The 24,112-nt window shown below is 41.1% G+C and carries 13 protein-coding genes; 1 reads left to right on the forward strand and 12 read right to left on the reverse strand.

The features are described 5' to 3' along the window. Positions 1-141: 141 nt before the first annotated feature. The 12 genes from JWR87_RS01745 to JWR87_RS01800 all read right to left on the reverse strand — a co-directional run bounded on the left by JWR87_RS01745 (position 142) and on the right by JWR87_RS01800 (position 22,770). Positions 142-3,357 carry a S41 family peptidase gene (locus JWR87_RS01745; RefSeq protein ID WP_297814833.1) on the reverse strand — a complete coding sequence of 1,072 codons (3,216 nt, stop codon included), beginning with the start codon at positions 3,355-3,357 and terminating at the stop codon, positions 142-144. Between the two features lie 448 nt (positions 3,358-3,805). Continuing rightward, positions 3,806-5,221: a glucuronate isomerase gene (gene uxaC, locus JWR87_RS01750; RefSeq protein WP_297814834.1), complete on the reverse strand. Its 1,416-nt coding sequence runs from the start codon at positions 5,219-5,221 to the stop codon at positions 3,806-3,808. Between the two features lie 356 nt (positions 5,222-5,577). Beyond that, positions 5,578-7,230 carry an altronate dehydratase family protein gene (locus JWR87_RS01755; RefSeq protein ID WP_297814835.1) on the reverse strand — a complete coding sequence of 551 codons (1,653 nt, stop codon included), beginning with the start codon at positions 7,228-7,230 and terminating at the stop codon, positions 5,578-5,580. A gap of 5 nt (positions 7,231-7,235) precedes the next feature. Next, positions 7,236-8,762, reverse strand: a complete 1,527-nt coding sequence (locus tag JWR87_RS01760) for a tagaturonate reductase (RefSeq protein WP_297814836.1) — start codon at positions 8,760-8,762, stop codon at positions 7,236-7,238. Between the two features lie 275 nt (positions 8,763-9,037). Then, complete coding sequence (locus JWR87_RS01765; RefSeq protein ID WP_297814837.1) at positions 9,038-10,966, reverse strand: glycoside hydrolase family 88 protein; 1,929 nt, start codon at positions 10,964-10,966, stop codon at positions 9,038-9,040. A 287-nt stretch (positions 10,967-11,253) separates the two neighbouring features. Further along, the gene (locus JWR87_RS01770) at positions 11,254-12,909 is read right to left on the reverse strand and encodes a glycoside hydrolase family 28 protein (protein WP_297814838.1); all 1,656 of its coding nucleotides are present in this window, start codon (positions 12,907-12,909) and stop codon (positions 11,254-11,256) included. A 185-nt stretch (positions 12,910-13,094) separates the two neighbouring features. Beyond that, positions 13,095-14,090: an alpha/beta hydrolase gene (locus JWR87_RS01775; protein ID WP_297814839.1), complete on the reverse strand. Its 996-nt coding sequence runs from the start codon at positions 14,088-14,090 to the stop codon at positions 13,095-13,097. Positions 14,091-14,171: 81 nt separating this feature from the next. Beyond that, positions 14,172-15,227, reverse strand: coding sequence for a pectinesterase family protein (locus tag JWR87_RS01780; RefSeq protein WP_297814840.1), 1,056 nt, complete (start codon positions 15,225-15,227; stop codon positions 14,172-14,174). Positions 15,228-15,318: 91 nt separating this feature from the next. After that, positions 15,319-16,107: a rhamnogalacturonan acetylesterase gene (locus JWR87_RS01785; RefSeq protein WP_297814841.1), complete on the reverse strand. Its 789-nt coding sequence runs from the start codon at positions 16,105-16,107 to the stop codon at positions 15,319-15,321. Positions 16,108-16,193: 86 nt separating this feature from the next. Then, entirely contained in the window at positions 16,194-17,639 is a 1,446-nt protein-coding gene (locus tag JWR87_RS01790) for a pectate lyase (protein WP_297814842.1), read from the reverse strand. A 27-nt stretch (positions 17,640-17,666) separates the two neighbouring features. Further along, entirely contained in the window at positions 17,667-19,511 is a 1,845-nt protein-coding gene (locus JWR87_RS01795) for a RagB/SusD family nutrient uptake outer membrane protein (RefSeq protein ID WP_297814843.1), read from the reverse strand. Positions 19,512-19,530: 19 nt separating this feature from the next. After that, positions 19,531-22,770: a TonB-dependent receptor gene (locus JWR87_RS01800; protein ID WP_297814844.1), complete on the reverse strand. Its 3,240-nt coding sequence runs from the start codon at positions 22,768-22,770 to the stop codon at positions 19,531-19,533. A gap of 292 nt (positions 22,771-23,062) precedes the next feature. Between JWR87_RS01800 and JWR87_RS01805 the strand changes: the two genes are divergently transcribed. After that, positions 23,063-24,097, forward strand: coding sequence for a LacI family DNA-binding transcriptional regulator (locus JWR87_RS01805; protein WP_297814845.1), 1,035 nt, complete (start codon positions 23,063-23,065; stop codon positions 24,095-24,097). The last annotated feature ends 15 nt before the right edge of the window (positions 24,098-24,112 follow it).

The raw sequence follows: 24,112 nt of genomic DNA on the forward strand, positions 1-24,112 counted from the left end.
TTGCATTATTAAAGCAAATATCCTGTATCACTTTTCCGGTCCATTCAATATCGTTTGGTTCAATAATGCCCGTGCCCCAAACAGGGTGTGCCAAGGGAACAAAAGCAACCTTACCAGGCAACGATAATTGTGAATTCCTATTTACTTATTCTTCGCCGCTACCTGTTTCATCAATTCTTCGGTAGCAACCTTTAATTGCACATCATCTCCTGTGGTGTTATAAGTAAGCGGATTTTCAACAATTATATCTGGAATTGCGGGACCAAGTTCTTCATTTTTGTCGGTAGCTTTTACAAACCATCCACGCATTGGTGTCCGAACTGTTGAGCCATCAAGCAGCACCTTTGCCCCAGTCGAAATTACCGATCCATTAGTAGACTGACCCACCAATTTCCCAATTCCAAGTTGCTTATAAGCATGTGAGAATATTTCTGCATTAGAATAACTTCCTTCATTGCAAACCGCAATTGAAGGCTTTAGCCACGCTGCATAAACCAGTCTCTCTCCCACTGGATAGTAGTCACGAAATTTCGTCTTGTCACGCTCCAGATTGTCCGTTGCACCTCTTGGAATAGCGTAAGCATGTTGTTTGTAATTCAACACACTCATCAGGTAATCGGTTGTAGAACCGCCACCGTTATAACGCACATCTATTACAAGCCCATCCTTTCCAAAACCTGCCGAAGCAAATTCCCTTTCGACAGACTCAAAGCTCGGCAAACTCATCGCTTGTATGTGTATATAACCCAGCTTGCCGTTAGAATATTTATCAACCAACTTCCGGCGATTAACTACCCACTCGTGATACAGTGGATCAGCAAGGGTGGCAGTCGGGCGAATGACAACTTCACGGTTTTGGCCCTTTGCATTTCGTACACTTAGCAAAACTTTTTCATTAACCATTCCGTTTAAATGGCTGTAAAAATTGTCTGCCGCTTTTACTTCATCCCCATTTATTGCATAGATAATATCCCCTTCAAATAACCTGCTTGAAGTACGATTAGCTGGCGCATCAGGAATAACGCGAATAACTTTCATACCCTGAGCTACGGGCAATAGCTCTGCGCCTAAAAGTCCGGTTGTTTCCTTTTGCGTCTCACCTCTTTCAGAAGTTACAAACCCCATATGGCTCGAGTTTAGCTCGCCCAACATGTAATTAAACATATCGCGAAAATCATTGGCAGATGAAGCATACACGGCACGGTTGCGGTACTTATCGTGCAATGCATTCCAATCGTACCCATGCATTTTCGGATCATAAAAATCATCTCGTATAGTACGCCATGCTTCTTCATAAATCTGTTCCCGCTCCGCCGTGTAATCGATCTTTAACTTCGACGCATATGGCAAGGCTTCCTGTAAGTTGGTCTTTACATCAACCCGAGCAATGGCGCCCCCTTGTTTTGAGAAATAGATGAACTTGCCTTCTTTATCAAGGCCAAGCGCAAAGGGATTTGAACCTGCTTTTGTAAGTTCTTTCAGCTCTTTACCATCCCACCTTATGCTATAAAGATCTCGCCCCTTGGCAGTGCTGGTAGTTGCTGTATAATAAAAAGTCTGTCCATCTTTAGAGATAACGAAGTCGCCCTCATCTCCCGGAAAATTAGTTACCTGAACTGTTCGCTCACTTATTCCGTCAAAGTCGATTTTTAATGGTTTTGGACCGTCTTTCAAGGCGGCTTTGGCAGTGGTTTCTGTGGTAGACAACACATCCTGATCCTGCCAATCTTCATTAACCTTTTCCCAGTCTTCTTTTCTCAACCATACAAACCATACATCAGCGCTCAGGTTGTTACGTGCAGAAATAAAGCCAAGCTTTGAACCATCAGCGCTCCAGAAAGGTCTTCGATCGGTACGAGGATGCATGGTAACATTTATAGGCCTGGCAGAATTATCGGCCGCTTGTATATACACTTCAAAGTTCGCATAGAGGTCGGACATAGAGTAAGCCAACCATTTATTGTCAGGACTCCATGCCATACCTGAAGGATTAGCCCAGCCTTGTGTAAGTACCTTTTCATTCTTCATTTTTCCATCCGTAGCTATGTCCGTAACAACCAGGGTCCCTCTTCCACGTACATAAGCTATCCTTTTGCCGTCATTTGAAACAACGGGAGATGTCTCATCTTCTTTTGTTTCGGTTAACTGAATTATTCTCGGCTTTAAAGTTTTAAAAAGGTTTACTTCGGTAGTATCAACTGAACGAACCATGTAAATGTCAAAGTTTCCATTTTTGCGATCTGAGGTAAAAAGCAACGTTGAATCATTTAACCATTCGGGACTCATATCTCGAAAGGGATGATTGGAAATATTAATGCTACGGTTTTTTTCTTTGTCCGCCTCTTTCAAAAAAACTTCCCCTCTTACGGTATAAGCCATTAATTTTCCATTGGGAGAAAGCGTAAAATCGCTTGCACCTGCAGCAAGGGATTTTTGCTCAACAGGATCATAACGGTCATCAGCGCTTAATTGTATGTTTATTTTTTCTGCATTGCCTCTTGCTGTCTTCATCAGGTAGAGGTTCATGTCTTTTTCATACACAAGCGCCGCTCCATCCGCTGAAATATTAAAGTGTCTGATTGCTTCATCTTTACTGTCAGTCAGTTGTTGTGGTTTTGAAGCAGCTTTCCCGTTATCGTCTAGAGCAATTTTATATAAGTTGTACGTTCCACTATTAGAGCTCAAAAAGTAAAGAGTGTTATTGCCGGACCATCGAGGCATGATGTCGTTCGTGTCGAACAACGGAAGCTTGTTATACGTCTTATTTTTAGTGTCATAAATCCAAATCTCGCGGTTAGCTGTTCCCCGATAATCTTCTCTAAATACGGGATTACTTTGACCACGAACAAAAGCGACAAATTGTCCATTTGCAGAAGTGACAGGCTCAAAGCCTAGGACATCCATAACTCGTTGTTCCGTTCCGCCTGTTGGTTGTACTGCATATACTTCGGGCACGCCTTCTATTTGCCTGAAATCGCGAACTGTAGTAAACATGATTCTATCTGGTTTCTGCCAGCTGGCTATATTATCTGCAGCGGAGTGAAAGGTAAGTCTACGGGGGGTACCACCATCGACAGGAATGGTGAAAATATCAGCATTGCCATAACGGGCACCAGAAAAAGCTATCGATTTTCCATCGGGGCTAAAGACAGGATTACTTTCATAGGCTTCGTGAACGGTTATACGGGAAGGTCGACCACCAGTTGCAGGAACCGTCCAAATATCACCCTGGTAAGAAAAGGCAATCACGGAACCATCTTTATTAATGGCGGGATGACGTAATAATAAATGTTGTTGACTAAAAGAAGAAGAAGCTACTGCCAGAAGGCAAACGACAGATATGATAGATTTGTGCATAAATGGACGGTTATAGGCAAGATAATAAGGTTATAGGATCTTTACGATTGCTATTAAGCTTTTTCCTAACTCAAAGACAACGAGGGTCAGGATTATTTGTTTATTTTTTTACCAGTCGTCAGGATCGATATGTGGCACCCGTTGTGTTGCACTCGTGTGCTCGATTCTTTTCTCAGCTTTTCAATAAAAGCGAAGAAATTTTCACTGTTCGTAGTATCCTTTTTGTGAGACTTTGTATTCTTTGTGCTCCATTTTGAGGACACGAAGTACACGAAGAACCACAAAGAACACAACGAAAGGAATTAAAAGTGATAATGGAACAAGTAGCGAAAACAATATCGAAGCTGCCGCAAAACCGAAAGTAAAAAAAATACATAACACAAAAGGATTGCTCCATTTACTCCATGTATTTTTTTAAAGAGAAACCTCTTAAAAGATCTCCGACAATTTATTTAATCACCTCATTCCAGTTAAAGTAGCTTTTTGCATTATTAAAGCAAATATCCTGTATCACTTTTCCGGTCCATTCAATATCGTTTGGTAATTCGCCGGCTTCGATTTCTTCACCAAATAAATTACATAAGATGCGTCGAAAGTATTCGTGACGGGGGAATGAAAGGAAACTACGGCTATCGGTCAGCATACCTATAAAACGGCTTAATAAGCCCATATTTGATAAGGCATTCATTTGCTTTATCATACCATCCTTCTGGTCTAGGAACCACCAGCCTGAGCCAAATTGAATTTTACCTACCACAGAGCCATCGTTGAAATTGCCGGCCATTGTAGCGAACAGCTCGTTATCGGCTGGATTAAGATTATAGAGAATTGTCTTTGCTAACTTGTTCTGGTCATCAAGCGTTCTTAAAAATTTTGATAGCGCCCGTCCCTGCTGAAAGTCTCCTATTGAATCCCAGCCCGTATCAGGACCAAGGTCGCGTAATCTTCTTGTATTGTTGTTACGCAAAGCACCCAAATGATATTGCTGCACCCAGCCTTTCTCCCAGTCCCATTCCGCAAATTGTATTAGCATTGCCGATTTGAACTGCGCCTTTTCAAACTCATTCAAATCTTTACCAGAACGAACTTTATTGAAGATATTTTCAATTTCAGCATTGGTATAATCTTCGGCAACGATGGCTTCAAGTCCATGGTCAGATACGGTGCAACCATTTGCAGCAAAGTAATCATGACGGGATTTCATAGCAGCTAAAAATTCACTTAAAGAGCCAATTGAAACATTAGCTGCAGCCTCTAAACGGCCCACATAATTATTGAAAGTTGTTGTGTTGTCAACATTCATGGCGTTGTCCGGCCTAAACGCAGGAAGGATCGGAATTTCAAAACCGTCTTTAACTAACTGTTGATGATATTGGAGCGCATCAACAGGATCGTCAGTTGTACAGACCATTTTTACATTCATTTTCCGAAGCAAGCTCTTTACAGAAAATTCAGGCGTTTGCAGTTTTGCAGTACATTCTTCATAAATCGCATAAGCAGCGTTTTCATTTAGAATGGTGTTGATGCCGAAGTAACGCTGCAGCTCAAGGTGCGTCCAATGATATAAAGGATTGCGTAATGTGTATGGAACTGTTTCAGCCCACTTTTGAAACTTCTCCTGGTCGGGCTTATTGCCTGTGCAATAACTTTCATCAACACCGTTTGCGCGCATTGCACGCCACTTATAATGGTCGCCGTATAGCCATGCTTCAGTTAAGCTTTTAAATTGATAATCTTGTGCAATTTGGTTTGGGGGTAGATGACAGTGGTAATCGATCACCGGCATGTCTTTAGCAAATTGATGATAGAGCCGCTCAGCAGTACTATTTTTCAGCAGGAAGTTTTCGTCTAAGAATCTTTTCATATTACAAACATTAGTTCATCTATAAATCATTATTTAAAACAACTAGTACAAGCAAGGAGATTTTGTTGGTTACCAGCATTTGAACTATTATCAACATCGTTGTGTCACTCACTTGTACGGCAAATCCTGGTCACCCGGCTAACTTCTGGTCTGCGTAGGCATAACAAACTCCAGCCAGGCAGCAGCTCCCAATTGATTTTCCGATGAAGTGATTGCGACGCAACGATGATGCTATTATAACCGAAGCTGGTATCCTAATTCACTCTATCAGTATTTCAACGAAAGGCAAAAGTAAAAGCGCCAGACCCAAGACTTTACACCCAAAACTTTAAACTCGAAACCTTAAACTCGAAACCCTACAAACTCACGCCTCTCTTCCAGGGAATAAAATCTTCCTGGCCGTTCTTCACCGACTTTGCAACTACTTCGCCGCTGGCGACTTTTATTACATAATCCAATATTCTTTCACCAGCCTGTTCTATGGTTTCTTCACCTTCGATGATTGTACCGGTATTGATGTCAATGATATCCTTCATCTTTTCGTACAACTTCGTATTGCTCGACAACTTGATTACGGGAGCCACCGGGTTGCCCGTCGGAGTGCCAAGACCGGTTGTAAACAAAACTATATTCGCACCAGCAGCTACTTCGGCGGTAGTCGACTCGACATCGTTACCGGGTGTGCAAAGCAAATTCAAACCGGGCTTTGTAACCTTTTCAGGATAATCCAACACATCAGTTACAGGGGAAGTACCACCCTTTTTGGCAGCACCTGCAGACTTAATTGCATCGGTAATGAGACCGTCTTTTATGTTGCCGGGAGAGGGGTTCATATCGAACCCTGAACCTGACTCTTTTGCCCTTTGTCCGTAACGACGCATAATGTCTATAAAACGATTCGCCTTAGTCTCGTCCACACAACGATCGCTCATCTCCTGCTCTACACCACACAACTCAGGAAACTCGGAAAGGATGACGGAACCGCCACATGCTACTAAAAGGTCACTTGTATAACCAATGGCGGGATTGGCGGAAATGCCAGAAAAACCATCGGAACCACCGCACTCAAGACCAATACAAAGTTTACTGATTGGAGCCGCTCTTCTTTCGTTCTGGTTTGCGATCATTAAACCTGCAAAGGTTTTCTTTAAAGCCTGCGATATAAGTTCGGTTTCAGAACCTACTTTTTGTTGCTCCAGTATATATAAAGGCTTATCAAAGTCGGGCATCCGCTTCGCAATTTCTTCTTCAAGCATTGCTACCTGGGCATTTTGACAACCGAGGCTTAACACAGTTACACCGCAAACATTAGAGTGGGTAGCATACCCTGCAAGTAATCCACACAAAGCCTGTGCGTCTTGCCGTGTACCACCACAACCCCCTTCATGTGTGATAAATTTTACCCCATCTATATTGCTGAATAAACGCTCAATTTTTGCCAATTGCTCATCTTCCCGGAATTGTACATCTAAAATCTCCTGCACAGACTTTCCCGAAGAATACAACTGTTTTAATTGTCTTGCAAACTGGTTGTACTTTTTAGGACGGGCAAAACCAAGTTCATCTAACAAACTTTCTTTAAGCACATCAATGTTCCTGTTCTCACAAAAAACCAGGGGGATAACGAGCCAATGATTTGCGGTGCCAACACTTCCATCACTACGATGGTAGCCCATAAATGTCCTTCCTTCAAATTTCGATACGTCCGGAACATTCCAGCCAGTTCTTCGTTCACCTAACTCGAAACCGGTAGATGCATGCTTTACGTTTGCAGTGGAAATTCTGGCACCTGCAGGAATATGAGTCTGGGCTTTGCCAACCAATACCCCATACATGAAGATGGAGTCACCTGCTTCCAAAAATGTTTCAGGAAACTTGTGTTTAGCCTGTATATCTTCAGCTATTGTATATGTTTTGCCATCCAGTTCTACCACTTCGCCCCTTGTAAGATCGCGCAAGGCAACAATTACATTGTCGTGTGGATGTACTTTTAAAATACTCTTTTTCATAATTATCATCTGGTTGCTACAACGTTTTCAGATAAGCAATTTTTAATAGCCTGCTTAACTTCACCGCTGCTCAATTGTTTATAGTTATCTGCAACTGCTTCAGCAAAACCAGGCAGCCTCTTCAGATCATGTTCCAAAAATTGTGTATCACTTAAAACGGCATGCACTAGTTCATCGCCGCTTATATCATTTCGTTCAGCAAACCAGCCTGCGTGATCATCTTGTATTGCGTATTCAATTCCTCTTGCAGAACCGACGAATTTCTCACCCATTTTGCTGCAGTTCATAAAGAGGATATAAGCAGCAAAACCAAGCGCCATCAGTTGTGGCACAGTTTCATTCCTGTTATAATGCTGTAACAAAATGGGCACGTTGCGCATTTTCATTTTAGAAGAATATTGAACTGAAATACTTAACCACTTGTGTTCAATAAATGGATTTCTAAAACGATCACGTACCCTTTCTGCAAACGTTTTGGCTTCGTTCAAAGATAAGTTAGAACTAACAATTGCAGGTGCAATTTCATTAATCATCAAAGACGCAACATATGCTGAAACAGCTTCGTCATCCATAGCTTCTTTTACCGTAATACATCCTGCAAGATGAGCAAGTGCACAAGTCAGGGTGTGGGTTCCATTCAGTAACCGCAATTTCAATTCTCGAAATTTATTAATGTCAGGAGCTATAACAACACCGGGATCGGTTTTATAAAAAGAAAGCTTTTCTTTTACTTTTTCATCCTTCGCTTCAATTGCCCATAAACTATAGCTTTCGCTCATGATCATCAGATCATCGTTATATTGAAACTCCTGTTGAAACTTTTCCTGCTCAGCAGCAGGTAATTTGCCGGGAACAATGCGATCGACAAGAGAGTTGCAGAAATGATTAGCACTTTCAAGCCATTTTATGAATGCAGGTTCTACCGCGTTTAACCGGGCTAATTCGAGTACGATCGCTTTCAACTTTTTGCCATTGTCCACAATCAGTTCAGTTGGAACGATTATCATTCCTTTTGCAGAATCGCCATTAAATGCTTTAAACCTTCGGTATAAAAATGCCAGTAATTTACCTGGAAAGGAAACTGGCGGATGGCTGTCTATCTTATCCTCTTTAACCAGGGTAATACCAACTTCGGTTGTGTTTGAAATAACAATTTCCATGTCAGGATTAGCAGCACATTGCAGTATTTCGTTCCATTGTTCTCTTGCTGACAGAACCCTGCTAATACTTGCATTTATTATATTTTCTTCAATTTTTGTCTCACCTTCTAAACCCCTGATGCACTGCGTAAACAAATTGTCCTGCTGTGCAAATGCATCTGTTCCCCCTTGAGAAGTTGATTTTATAACCACTACCCTACCATTAAAAACACCTTGCTTATTTGCCTTGTCGATAAAATAATCAGGAAGGCCGCGAAGCAATACTCCGGTTCCGAATTGCAGCACCTTTTCAGGTAGTTGAAAAAGATTTTCGGGGGGAGTTTGAAGGTTATTAGCTGAAATGCCTGAAAGGCTTTTACGGGATAAAATCATAAGAATAATTAAGGTGCAATTTGTATTAGAAGCCTTTTCGGTTTCGAAATAAGCTGAGTATGTTTTTTTAATATTTAATAGGCAATGTTCAATCGATGTCCTCTACTTAAGTAGCTATACGTTTTCACGCAAAGGCGCAAAGTAATACTCGCAAAGGCGCAAAGAAGAAGAAAACAAACTTTACGTCTTTGCACCTTTATTTTCTTTGCGTGAAACTTTCATAAAGTCAAACGACATTTAATATTTGAACAACTATTCTCTCTAAACCCGCTACGCTACTTCCTCCACGGAATAATGTCGTACTTATTTGTCTTAATCGTTAATACCCACTTTACAAAATCCTGTGCTGCCTGAAAGTTCTCAAACGCTGCAGGTAGTTTTCGTCCATCTATGTATTCATTGTAAAACCATGGATCTCCAACGGCGAACACAAAACCATGACCCACCTTTGTCACCGCAATTAAATCATCTCCATCTTTCTTTAAAACTGATTTCGCAGGTGCTCTTACTTTTAAAGTACTTAGTTCTTTTATGTAAGCTTTTTTTGTATTCCTGAAAATAGAATGGTTTGCAGGAATATGAACGGCACCTTCTTCAAAATTGGTTCCCTTCACCCGGTTCTTATTGTCCTGGTTAAAGTGAATGCCAAACCTTTCTGCCAATGCATTGAAGTGCTCAAATTCTGCATTCACACTGTCATTCATTAATAGGGCAAGCACACCGCCTTCTTTCACCCAATTATAAATTGCTTTCACGTGTTGGGGCTGCATGTAATTTGGCTTTGGACTTTCCTTTTCGGTATCGGGATCAGCAATGATATAGACACTTGCAGCGCTCAAATTTTCATAGACCGGTGCTTCATTCAAAGTGCTGATTTTTGAACCATTTTGTTTAAAAATCTCTCCAAGCAAAGAGAAGCCGTTGTTATCCATTTCATCCCATACATAATGAAAAGGAATGGTCTTGCCGGTAATATCTTTTTTAGTTTCGGCATTAAAATAGTGGTCGAGCAAAACCAGCTTATTCTTACCAACTGCCTTTCCGGGTATGATCTCTATTTCATTACTTGCAAGTAAAAAAGCGCCCACCCCTTTAGGATCATTTACGACTACTTTTTCACTCATGTAGTAATCGTAACTGCCATCGCGGTATGGGTTACCACCCAGCCCCGAAACACTTACAGTACCATGAAGGTTAACCTGCCCGTTTTCGGTTTTAATAAAATTTGCAATAACACCTGCATATCCCTTTTTAGCAGCAGGCAGAAATTTTGAAGAAGGCAACGCGCCTAAGCGAACACCTTTGGCAAGTGCATAAACAAGCATACATGATGCTGATGCTTCTACATAGTTTTTATCCTTTCCCGCCATATTAACTATGTCATACCAAAGGCCTGTTTTCCTATCCTGGTATTTTACAACAGCGGTTGCGAAACGATTTAGTATGCGCTCAAGCGTATCGCGGTAAGAATTATTTTCAGGAAAACTTTCCAGCACATCAACCAACGCCATTCCATACCAACCCATTGCACGGCCCCAAACATGAGGGGAACGACCTGTTGTTTTATCGGCCCATTGTTGTTCACGTGTCTCATCGTAGCCGTGGTACAACAATCCTGTTTTTGCATCACGCGAGCGACGCTCCATTAAAATAAATTGCTTAGCTATATCATTGAAAGCTGTATCGTCGTGAAAGGTTTTAGACCACTCTGCATAAAATGGTTGCCCCATATACAAACCGTCGAGCCACATTTGCCATGGGTAAATTTGCTTATGCCAAAAACCACCTTCTTTTGTTCTCGGGTGCGTTCTCAACTGGTTGCGTAAAGTTGCTGCCGCTTTATAGTATTTTTCTTTGCCTAAAACCTTGTAAAGCATCAACAGGTTTCTGCCGCAAAGCACATTATCAATGTTATAATTAGAAAGCTTGTAGGTACGAATAGATCCATCCTCTTTTACAAAAAAATCCATGCTTTTTTGTATGTAATCAAAGTATTTCTTATCACCGGTTCTGTACCACAAACCTTCGATACCTTTTAGAACCACGCCCTGGTCGTAAGCCCATTTCACCGGCTTATCTTTATCCATTTGCATTGAGTCTTTCCAGATGGTCATGACGGTCTCGGCCATCTTTTCTGAAAAACGCTGAGCATGCAAATGTTGCACAGTTACCAGCAGTAAAACAACGGTTATTAATCTCTTCATACTTTTTAAAAAGCGAATTCTTTTTTGGTTACCGGCATTGTAATTCTAATCATCATTGTTGCGTCGCACACTTGCACATTTTTCATTAACCCCGGCCAAAAATTTAAAACAGCTTTTAAATCTTCGCGGCTGAAACATACGCTAAGAAAAACGTTCAACAAAGCCCGAAAGGTACAAGTGAGTGACACAACAAAGTTTAATAATGATCTTTTGTTGGTTAAAAAAAACTTCCTAAAAAACTTATTTGTAAAGGTGGCTTGTTACGCCACCCGCTTAATACGTCTTTCCTATTTCATTTCCACTGCAGCTTCGCTGGCCCCGTAAGTTGCAGTTAACTTTTTCGATGCCTTTCCTGTATTTGTTTTAGTAACCACAATGCCTTTACTTTTTTCGCCGCTTACGTTTATCAAAACATTTGAACCTGCACTGTAATCAATACCTTCCAATGTAATGTTTTTACTGTTATGTACGTTGAGAACAGGATCGGTATTGGTTGTATAAAATTTTACATTTTTAAAAACGATACCATCCCCTTCGGTCATATCCAATCCCTCTTTGGCTCTCAAAACCATGTCTTTTAAAACAATGTTTTTCACGTTCATTTCCGGCAGCCCCCTAACAAAAACGGCTTTCTCTGCACTGTTGCAAACCACGTTTGTGATATAAATATCTTTAAACTGCGGCGTTTCTTCTGTAACCGGCATGGTCTCTACTTTTGGCGGTTCGCGTTTTTCGCCCGCTAACACAACCGGGTCTACTGCCGCATAATACATATCGAACAAAATGGCTTCGGCAACAATGTCTTTCATGACTATGTTATTGACAAAGATGTTTTCTACAATGCCACCACGCCCGCGGGTAGTTTTAAAACGAAGCCCTATATCTGTTCCAATGAAGGTGCAATTATCTACGTAAATATTTTTTGCACCGCCGCTCATTTCACTACCAATTACAAAACCACCATGGGCATGGTACACGGTACAATTACGAACCACAACATTTTCTGTCGGCATACCTCTTTTCCTGCCTTCTGCATCTCTGCCCGACTTTATACAAATGCCATCGTCGCCAACGTCAAACGTACTATTTTCAATGACCACATTTTTACAAGATTCCAGATCTATCCCATCGCCATTCTGCGCATACCAGGGATTTTTAACGTACACATTTCTAACGGTCAGGTCTTCACACTGTAAGGGGTGCAAACACCAGGCTGGGGAATTTTGAAAGGTAACGCCTTCGAGCAGTACTTTTTTACAGCCATTAAAAACCAACAGGTTTGGGCGTAAAAAATCTTTCACGGCCTTCACGTCTTCGATTGTTTTTTCAGGAGTTATGTAACCCGGATTTTTCATTTTAGAGCCATTCAACGATTTCTCGCTGGGATACCAGGTCTTTTTATCGCTGCTTAATACACCACCGGATGCTACCAGTTTTTTCCATTGTGTTTCGGTCAGTTTTTCCTTTTTAACCATTCGCCATGCTTCCCCGGAACCATCAACGATTCCAAAACCGGTGACAGCAATGTTTGTTTGGTTATTAGCAAACAGGGGCGACTGATTTCGCCATTGCGGAACGCCTTCCCAATTGCTTTGAACCAGTTCATATTGATCAAAATCAGGAGTAAATTGCAATAACGCCTCTTTCTTCAAATGCAGGTTGACGTTACTTTTTAGTTCGACCGGCCCGGTCAGCCACAACCCGGCAGGAACGACTACAACGCCACCACCTTTTTTGTTACAAGCTGTTATAGCAGCATTTATGCTTTTTGTGTTAAGTGTAATACCATCGGCCTTAGCGCCGTAAGTGATGATATTAAAGGTGTCTTTTTTAAAAGCCGGCGTAATTACACGGGGAAGTGTTGGAGCTTCTTTAAAAGCTAATATTGAAAGGATGGGTAAAATTGAGAACAATCGTTTAAGCATGTACAATAATTTAATCATTCTAATCATTTTGTTATGGCTAAAATGGTTGATAAACTTAGGCAAGTGTTTCGGGTTTACGTTTGGTGCCTTACTTTTTTAACCTCACTTTTTACGCAATCGATGCCAATTGTTTTCAGGTATGTTTTCATTAAACCATTCTGCTTCAATGTCCTTAAAGTTTCATTTTTCCGGAACACGGCATTCTATGTCTTTTTCTTTGGTTCCTTAAAAACTTTATTTAAAAAATCCACTGTATACTTCAAGGTAGGTTCGAACCATGGGTGAAACAACCAGAACGGATGCGGTGTGTCGGGGATTAAATGCACTTCTGAATAAATGCCATACTTATTCAACTTATTAATCATTTCCTTATGTCCGGCAGTAAAGCGGGGGTATTGGCTTTGAATAAAAAGAATAGGCGCCGTATTTTTACCTGCATGAGTGAATGCAGAGGCTTCTTCCCAGACTTCGGATTTTTGCTCATATGTTCCCCCCAGCCATTCAGCCGCCACTTGCCCTTCAGCAGACTGGGGATGCTTAAAAGCAAGAATGCCGTCAATATCAACGATGGCATTAACCCAGCTTGATTGTTTACTGTTACCGCCGTTGCCTTCAAACTTTTTTATACCATTGGTTGCTCCAACTAACGCAGCAAGTTGCCCGCCTGCTGAAACACCATGCACTGCAATTTTCGTTTTGTCAATATTGTATTTAGCGGCATTTGTGCGCATCCACCTGATAGCTGCCTTTATATCATGAACAGCAGCCGGATATTTTGCTTCGGGAGAAAGACGGTATTCAACTGCTACTGCCACATATCCTTCCGCAGCCAATCTTTGAGCCATTGGAATTGACATTGATTTATCGCCTGACTTCCATCCTCCCCCAAAAATTAATAATACTGCCGGATAGCCTAATTTAGTTTTTTTGGCGGGATAAAAAACATCCGCATGTAAGTGCCTTTGTTCAATTGAACTATACACTACATCCTGCTTGCTTAGTACTCCTTTAGGTAATTGAGGCCGTACGATTTCTATAAACGGATACTTCTTTTGCTCTTTTACAAAAGCGCTGTAAACAGTAAATGAGGTGTCTCTTGGAATAACTTCCTGTGCGTTTGCAACACGCACAATCAACACAAAAGCAAGGATAAATAGCTTGATGGTCGTTGTGAGAAGAAAGGACTTTTTAAGATGCATTTCCCAAATTTGCTTAAATGTTATAAAAAGGCTTAAACCAATATTTAAATATTTTTGGCGTCGACGTTATCAGCGCAACTGCTACTGCACAGGATTCCATCTTCCTTTAAATACCCACTTTGCATCTATTTGCTTTGCATCAGGAGAACCTGGGGCGGTTCTTAAATTGTCGCGGTGCCACGCATAATCTCCCCCTCTCTTATGACAATTGAAATAATAAATTCTATCGCCCCATTGTATAGTATTCGACGTTTCTACACGATAAATATTTTTGTCAGACATGTTTGCAGCAAACCTGCAATTGATTAAATAGAACTGAGCATCGCGATGATAGCGACCTAAATTAAAGCCATTGAAACCTTCGAAAGAACAATCAACCAAAACAGTTTTAGAGTCTTCATATTTTGACCCGTCGTGCCAAATAGCTGCGGAACCAGAATGTGAAATAAAACGGCAGTTTTCAGCATAGGCCCAACCACGGGGACAATAAAAATCAACACCACCTTCCATTATGCAATCTTTAAAATAGAACAATCCGTTCTCAACATTCCAGGGACTTACAGTATCTCCGCCAAAAGCGCTGAAGTGACAATTGATTGCTTTCAGTCGGGTAGCGTTCATTGTTCGCATGGCCATTTGATGTCCGCTCTTAGCGATCTTTTTTTGTTTTGCTAGTGTATCGATAGGACAATTAATCATGACATCTTTCGAGAGTTTAAATCCATAAGAATTGGTAATGGTAAGATTTTGAAGGGTGATGTCATTACCGTCGATGTTAAGAGTAGCCACGCCCCAGTCATCGTTGTGCAGACAGCGCCATTCATCTCTTGCAATGGCTTGGGTTATTATTGTATGCTCACGATCTTCTCCTACTAAAGCGATGTTGTGTTTTTGTATGTAAATTTTCTCATTGTAAATACCTTTTTTAATTAAGATTATACGTGCTATGTTCGAAAAATCAGGCAAGCTATTGATGGCTCCCTGCACCGACTTAAAATCTCCCTTTCCATTAATATCAACTATAATTCTTCTACCTACGTTACTCTTTTGGGCGTTTGCATTAGCGGTGACTATGAGCAAAAGAATTGACAGAAGAGCTGTAAAACGTGCTGATACAAATGATGATTGTTGCCTCATAATAATTTATTCTTTTCTGGATTCCGGTGCTTAAAACTTTCAAAGCCCTACTGTTGTACTTACTCATCATTCAGTGGCTTGAACTATTCTACTATTTTTTAGGTGCAAGAGGCGGACGAATATGATCTGTGAGTGAAAGGTTCAATCCACGTAGTTCCTTCAATACAAGTTGAGCCATCTTGCGGGCGCCAAATTCATTAAAATGAGTATTGTCGTTTCGGCCTTCAGGATAGTTAGGATGCTCTCCAGGCTCTAACTGCATAAATAGCCATTTTGAATTTTCTGGTCCGAACTGTTGTAAGAGTTCACGGCTTTTTGTATCCATATCGATGAATGGAACTTTGAAGGCTTCGGCAACTTCCTTCACCAGTTCCGAATAGACCGGATGGGTTTCCTGCATACGGCCGGCAGAGTCAAACCTTCTTCTCGTAACAGGAGTTAGCAATATGGGAAGCGCTTTTTTGCCCCTTGTTTCCGTTACAAATTTTACCAGATTGGTTTTGTATTGTTCAGGGGTAGTATAACTCCCAATTTTTTCTTTTACCTCATCGTTGTGTCCAAATTGAATAAAGACATAGTCTCCTTCATTTAAATTTTCAACAATTGGCTTCCAAAGGTTTTCTGTAATAAATGTTTTTGTACTTCGACCATTTTTAGCCCTATTATCAATTTCTACGGTAGAATCGAAAAAGTAGGCGAAGGGCATTCCCCATCCTGTTTCAGGAAATGCCTTTACCTCTTTGTTGGCCATTGTAGAGTCTCCGATGAGGTAGACTTTTGTTTGTTTCTTTTGATTTATGGCAAACGACATTAGGACAATACTTACAATTGCCACCATGCTTTTAGCATAATAAGCATTCAAGTTTTTATTTGGTGTCATACTTTTTGCCCTTTATTAAAAACGGTTCAATAATTAATCAAAGCTCCAGCCGCCGGGCTTCGTTTCTTGGTGTCTCTTTATCTCGTTTACGCTTTCAGGACGAGGCTATTTAAATATACTTCTATGTTTGTGTAGTGTTTATGTAGCGTGTTCAATGTAGCATCAGATGGATCATTAGGATTTAGAGTGTTTTTCTTTTCCCATTCATCAGGCATACCGTCCTGATCAGTATCAGTTGGCGCAGGTAAAGATTTTAAAGCAGGCCATGCATTTACAGTGAGTTCGTATGGCGTGCCATGAGGATAGCCACCTTGTACGTCAATTAGCCGTCCTTGCCTATTTTTTACATCATTGATTATTCTTTCATCAAGCGTATCGCGGCGCAGGCTTGCTCCCGCATATTGTAATACGAGTAAATATGCGTCCGTTGCACTTTGTGTTTGTACTTGTTCGGCTGAAAAAGCTGTCGCTGCTTTAGCCTGCTCTGCATCGGCTGCGGTACCGTCATTCATTACCACTCCCTTCCAGTTATTTTTAGTCACATCCTCAGCGCCCTCTACATAATTTCCATCAACATAAAATTTTCCGTAGGGTATAGTTGGCGGCTTTTTATAGGGGTTGAGGATTCTAGATAAAACGTTGGCGTTGGTTGATGGTCCTGGCTTGTAGTAATTGTTTACCATATTGTACCGTCCACCTTCTCCCGCGTAAGCGTTGTTACTGGCCCAGTCGTAAATCACATTATTTCTAAAATCAACAAACTCTTCAGGAATATTCCTGATACCATCAAAACGTGGAGTACGGTTAGCACAATGTGCAAAAAGATTGTGGTGACCCGAAGTATGCTTACCCCCCCAAATACCGCCAAATCCATGATGCTCAAAATCTTTATCGCCTGTCTCGAAATGATAAGAATAATTAAGAGGCTCAGAAATAAGATTCCACTGCAGCGTTGTACTGTCACCTTCGTACACGCTAAAAACCTCATCAGTACTCCAGCTAATGGAGCAATGGTCTATGATGATATTGGTACGACGTGTTCCTCCAAAAGCGTCATCACCTCCGTTGCCGGCAACCATTCCCCCTTTTTGATTTTTATCACCCATTCTAAACCGCATGTACCGGACAATGATATTGTTACCAGAAAGTGTAACGGGATAATCTGCCAGGCAAATTCCATCTCCCGGGGCAGATTGTCCTGCAATGGTAAGATCGGATGTAAGAGCCAATTTACTTTCCAGGTGAATGGTTCCGGAAACAGCAAAGACAACTATTCGCGACCCTTTTACACGGATAGCTTCTCTTAAACTTCCGACACCATTGTCGTTTAGGTTGCTGACGACAAGTATTTTCCCATATCGTCCGCCCTTAGTTTTTTTTCCAAAACCCTCTGCTCCGGGGAAGGCAATATTGCTATCACTTTCAGCAACACTGCCAGCAATGCTTTTAGCCGAAGAAACAGCAGGTGCACAACTTAGCAATGTTGTGATGTATACAATTGATGAAGCTAGTAATAGCAGTTTTCCCGTCATTAATTAAAGTTTTCTTACAGGCAAATACTAATAGCCTGGATTTTGAGTAAGATTGGGATTGGCATCCCTGGCAGCTTGTGGTATAGGCAACAATTCTGATTTGTTTGCTCTAAACCCTGATGCAAACCTTGCAGCAGAGGTCGTGTTTACTGCAGCACCAAGCCATGCAACCCGTGTAGTACCAGACGGAGTAGCTGTAGATGCAGGTTTGTAATATGAGTTAAACCATATAGAAGCATTATCCGCAGTAGATGTTGTTCGATAATACATCGATACAGGCAGGTTAGCGATAGTAGCAGCGTAGTCCGGAGGACCAGCCATGTAGCTATAAGATATCATACCTGTAGCAGTTGCGAGTTTAACCAGGTTTGCCCTGGTCTCAGTTAAAGCTGTTGAAATTAAATTCCACCTTATCAGGTCATACTTTCTTACTCCTTCACCACCTAGTTCTAATGACCGCTCTCTCACCAGTGCCGCAAAGAATTGAGATTTACTTAAACCAGCGGAAAGATCGACAGTAGCATTAGCCGTAGTTATAGGCCTACCAAAGCCACGACGTCGCACCACATTAACAGCATTGTATGCAGCGGCAGTTGGACCGTTCAATTCATTTTCAGCTTCGGCAAACATCAATAACACATCCGAATATCTTAGTATCTGCCATTTTAAACTGAAATACTGCACCTGGTTGGCGGGCCCAATTGCTGGATTTGAAATCCAATCGCGGCGATATTTTCCATCATTCAATGCTGTGATTGCCAGTCCAATTTTTGTTTGTCCATTTGCAGCTACGTTATAGGGAGCAATAGTTACATCCCGTCGTGTATCTGTAGAATCAAACAAATATAAATAGGTCGGCAAGGGGTTAACACTGCTATTACCAAGGTTATTGACTCTTGGCCCGTTATAATACCCGAGCTTAGTATCTTCAGCACCTCCTTGTCCGATACCACTCGCCTGGAACATTAACTCACCATCAGCATCTGCAGGCACACGCGCTCCTACCTGGTCTTTCCACAAAGCCCTGAAACTTGGGTTTAAAGAGTGTTGACCAGAAGTCATAATATCAAGGCTCTCATCTCTTGCAATCTGGTAGTACTTAAGGTAGTCCTCGTTTCGTTGCATGCTGCCCGATTGACGCAAAGAGAAACCGGCGCGATATAACGCAATCCTTGCCCTTAACCCCTTTACTGCACCTTTCGTAATTCTTTCGTTCTCAACATCTCCAATTAATGTCAGCTCGTTGCGCCATGGAACTAAATCCCCTGCAACCCTTAGATCTTCAATAATCCGGTTATATAACGTGTCTCTGTTTACCCTTACAGGTAATGGATCTTTAGAAGCCAGCTCGTAAGCAGGTAGAAAATGCATTGGCAAATCGCCCCAGTTGCGGATCGCTTCAAAATAATATTGGCCTCTAAGTGTTAATGCCTCGCCAAGCATCCTTTGAAGCTGTTTTTTCTGTTGATCGGTTCCACTTGTATACATACCCATTTTTGGAATTCGGTCAATGCAGATGTTGGCATATGCTATCCCTTGAAATAATTGGTTGAAAGGGCCTGACAACTGGGCATTACTTGCCGACGGCTCGTAACGCGCAATGTCCCTTCTGTCGTTATCACTTGTGCCGGTTGGCCCCTGCATTTCATCATTATCCAGGGGATAGTATAAACTAAGACGAATACCATATGCGGCATCGCCCACCAACCTACTGTATACCCCTATAAGCGCCTGGTATGCAGAATTCACTTCACTGAAAACAGTTTCTGGTCCAACGTCTGTTATCGGTTGTTGATCCAGGTATTTTTTACAACTACCTAAGGCAAGTATTAAACAAGCGGCAGCTATAATTTTATTGAATTTAGATTTCATATAGAAAGAAGAATTTTAATTAAAAAGATGCATTTATACCAAAAATGAAACTCCTGCTTTTTGGATAAGCCGAATAATCAAGGTTAGGTGTTAAAGGATTGTTGCGAACACTGACTTCAGGATCGAAACCAGTATATTTTGTAATTACTGCAAGGTTGTTTGCGGTTAAATAAAACCGGAGCCTGCTCATGTGCATTTTTGCAACTTTTGTTGCAGGAAGGGAGTAACCAACTGTCAGGTTATTTATCCGCAGAAACGAACCATCTTCAATTGCCCAGGAATGAGGATAAAAAGCGCCTGTATTTCGTAGCGGCTGCCAGACCGTAGCATTAGCGTTTAAAGCCGCTAATTGATCAGGAGCGATACCAAAGACTGTTGTTCCAGTAACCCACTGGGCTGTCTGTCCGGTTGTCGTGACCGTCTTCCAGCGGTTTTGCATAATATCAAGCAAATTTGAGTTATTGGTATAACCATTCGTAAACTCAATCTTATTAGCATTATAAACATGATTGCCGTATGAGAAGTTTACAAACAAACTCATGTCCCACGACTTATAACTAAACTGTTGATTTAAACCTCCGGTGAATTTAGGAGTTGGATTTCCTATTATCATTCTGTCACGATCAAGGTCTATGACACCGTCTCCATTAAGGTCTTTAAATTTAATAGAACCGGGTTGAGATGGCCCCCCAATTACTCCGGAATTATTTACTACACCGGGCTTTAACGTGTATGCGCTGGTAGTAGTATTATAATTGAAATCATTAACCGTATAGAAACCATCTGTTACTAAACCATACATTGAACCTACAGGCTCTCCAATTTTTACAATGTAATCGGTTGGCTGTCCTGAAACGCCCCAGCTTGGACCGGGATAGAAAAACTGTTGGCCGGGGCCTAAAGCAACTACAGTATTTTTATTATGGGCGATATTGAAATTAGCAGACCAGTTAAGGCCATTGGTTTTGCGAAGTATGGTTCCGTTCAGTTGCACCTCAACACCTTTATTTGACGTCTTTCCAATGTTTTGTTGTTGTGTGCTAAAACCGTAAGTAGGATCAATCTGAACAGCTAAAAGCAAATCTTTTGAGCTATTGTTGTAATAATCAACACTTAGGTCCAACCTGTTTTTAAATAAGGTAAGGTCAATACCATAGTTTCGGTTAACAGTAGACTCCCATCTCAGGTTCTGATTTGGCAGAGAAGCGGGATAGTAGGCATTCACTACCTGGTTATTGATGCCGTAAAACCTTAATCCGTTGTTAGAAAAAGTGGTTAAATATAAATAATCCTGGATCCTGTTATTTCCAATTGTACCAAACCCGAAGCGGAGCTTCATTTCATTAATGAAATCTACATTTTCCAAAAATTTCTCTTTTTTGACTCTCCACGCAATTGATCCTGACGGAAAAGAACCCCAACGTTGATCAGCAGCAAATTTTGAAGCACCATCCCTACGAAGATTACCAGAAAAAAGGTATTTGTCTTTATAGGAATAGCTCACTCTACCAAAGAAAGACAAACTGGTATATCGTGTTTGGCCTAATTGAGGATACCCGGCAAATGGAACGCCCAGGCTTGTCTCTTTAAATGCTACATCATACGCTGTAAACAAAGGGAAATTGCGGAACAAGCTTGACCGGGATTCGTTTCTCAGGTCATACGTTTCTTCACCTACAAGGAAGTCGAAGTTGTGGTTCTGTTTAAATCCTTTTATTGAATAAGTTAATACGTTCGAGTTAGTGTATATTTTTCTACCGGTTGTGTCCAATCCGGCTATTGGTTTTTTGCCTCCCTGTATAGTTGAATAAGAACTGACGGTATCGAAATATTGACGATCCATCACCTTATTTCGATCAAAGCCAAAAGTCGACCGGAAAGTTAAATTCTTAGCAATGTTATAGCTGGCATTTAAGGTTACATTGTAAGCATTTGTAGTTCTTCTCCTGTATTCAGAATTGGCCAACAAAATAGGATTAATTAAAACCAGGTTGTTTCCTGCAGTTGGGTCAGCAAGTGGATCCTGGTCTTCCATATCCTGGTTCGCAGATAAGAACGGTCGATACCGGACAGCATTACGCAACCTACTATAAGCAGAACCGGCTTCAGATGATACGCCTGCACCGTACACATTCTGCGCCGTATACCTGGTGCTAATGCCTGCCCTTAAATTCTTCGTGATTTTATAATCTCCCTTGAAATTAATCAGGTGTCTTTTGAAACTTGAATTGAGTACAACGGCTTTATCATCATTGTAAGTATAACCGAAACTATAAGTAAGATTTTTACTACCACCAGCTGCCGACACATTGTGTGTTTGAGTTATACCCGTTCTTCCAAAAACAGCACCCTGCCAGTCAACCGGCTCAACGCTTTTATAATTTGCCAGTGTATCCCAGGTAGTACCAAAGTTTCTTGCAAAACTTGTACTGTCAGTACTACTGCCTCTCGACCTTTCAGCCTGGTAAACGACGAAATCATAAGGACTCAGCACCTTTAATTTCTGTGCTACGTTCCGAACACCTACCAATCCATTATAACTAACTATCGTTCTGCCAACTCTTCCGGATTTTGTTGTAATTACGATTACACCGTTAGCGCCTCGGGCACCATAAATAGCGGTAGCAGCAGCATCTTTTAGCACGTCAATAGATTGAATATCCTGCGGAGAAATAGTTGACAGCCCATTTTCGACCTGAACCCCATCTATTATATATAAAGGGTCATTAGCACCGGGTTGACTACTGATAGACATGCCGCCCCGCACTCTTATTCTTACAGCGGCATCGGGAGAACCTTCTGACGTGGTAGCGGTAACTCCGGCCAGGCGTCCATTAAGTGCCTCGGCAGCATTGTTAATGGGAATATCTCTAAGGTCTTTCGCTCCAACGGAAGAGACAGATGCAAGCAAATCCTTTCTTCTAACACTTTGATAGCCGATAACTACAACGTCATTCATTGTAGTTGGTTCTTCGGTCAGTGCAACCACCAGGGTTGAACGTTCACCAATTACAAGCTCCCTTTTTGTAAATCCTACACTTGTAAAAACCAACGTGGGGTTTGTATTGGGAACTGTGATGGTAAATTGTCCTGCAGTATCAGTTACAGCAGAAGCTTTGCCCCCTTTAACCGAGACCGTCACCCCGGCTACTCCTTCTGCACTATTTGCCTTGTTAACGCGGCCACTAATTCTCCGTTGAGCAAAGAGAAAACCAGTAAGCAAAATAAAGATGAGAAAGAGACTACATTTAAGTTTCATATTCTAAGCAATGTTTTAGAGAAACGGCAAAAATGGTAAGATTGCTTTTGATAAGACTTGCAGGTATAATAGCCAGGTTGACCGTTGCAGAAGACATTAGCAAACAAAACACACCGTTACTGCAACAAGTCTATTACTATTTTACTTAACGAAGTGTTATTCAACACTTTTATTTTACGCAATCGTTCCCGAGAACGAGGCTGAATGATGACTCTTCTGTTAATTATAACCCAACCTTTCGTTCAATATAAAAGATTTAGTTTTGGAGTGATCACCTCTTCTTGTTAGACTTATGAAGTTTGAAGCCGTAACTATAAAAGATATTGCCAGGGAGTTAGGCCTCTCCACGTCAACGGTGTCGAGGGCGCTTAGAGATAGTTACGAGATAAGCGCTGAAACAAAAAAAACTGTTCTTGAATGCGCTAAAAAATTAAACTACAGGCCCAATCCTATTGCATTAAGTTTAAAAGAAAAAAGAAGCCGTTCGATAGCGGTATTGGTTTGTGAAATTGCAAATAGTTTTTTCTCCCAGGTTATAAATGGAATTGAATCTATAGCATACAATAAAGGTTACAATGTGATTATTTCACAAAGTCATGAGTCGTTTCAACGCGAAGTAAATGATCTGCAGTTTCTTGCTTCGCGTTCTATTGATGGTTTGATTATCTCAGTTTCCTCTGAAACGGAAAACATGGAACACTTGAAAAAATTATTTTACAAAGGTTTACCTATTGTTTTTTTCGATCGTGTAAGTGAAGAGATGGATACACATTTAGTAATGGTGGATAATTTCAATAGTGCGTATAAAGCTACCAGCCACCTGATTGAAAATGGTTATAAAACTATTGCCTGCCTCACAAATTCCGCCCATCTGTCTATTACTAAAGAACGGATCGCAGGATATAAAAAAGCAATTGAAGACAGTGGTGTACAGGTGAACGAAGACTTAATTAAATACTGCAACCATGGTGGAGTACATGCAGACGAAACAGAAAAGGCGATGAATGAACTCATCAACTTAGAAAAACGGCCAGACGCAATCATAGGTTTAAGTGACAAGCTAACAACGGGAGCCTTACGTTTTCTGCAAAAACAGGGTATAACAATTCCAAAGGAAATGGGCCTTATAGGATTTTCAAACGGAGAATTTACAGAGTTCTTAAATCCTTCATTAAGCATTATAAGGCAGCCGGCTTTTGAGATGGGCCAGAGTGCTATCGAACTTTTGTTAGAGGTAATAGAAAGCAAAAGACCGATAAAAGAGTTTACCCGTAAAGTTTTAGAAACAGAATTGATTGTACGAAACTCCACTTTAAGAAATCACTAAGCAGTCTTAGCTATA

This window comes from Segetibacter sp., assembly GCF_025963695.1.
Classification (GTDB): Bacteria; Bacteroidota; Bacteroidia; order Chitinophagales; family Chitinophagaceae; genus Segetibacter.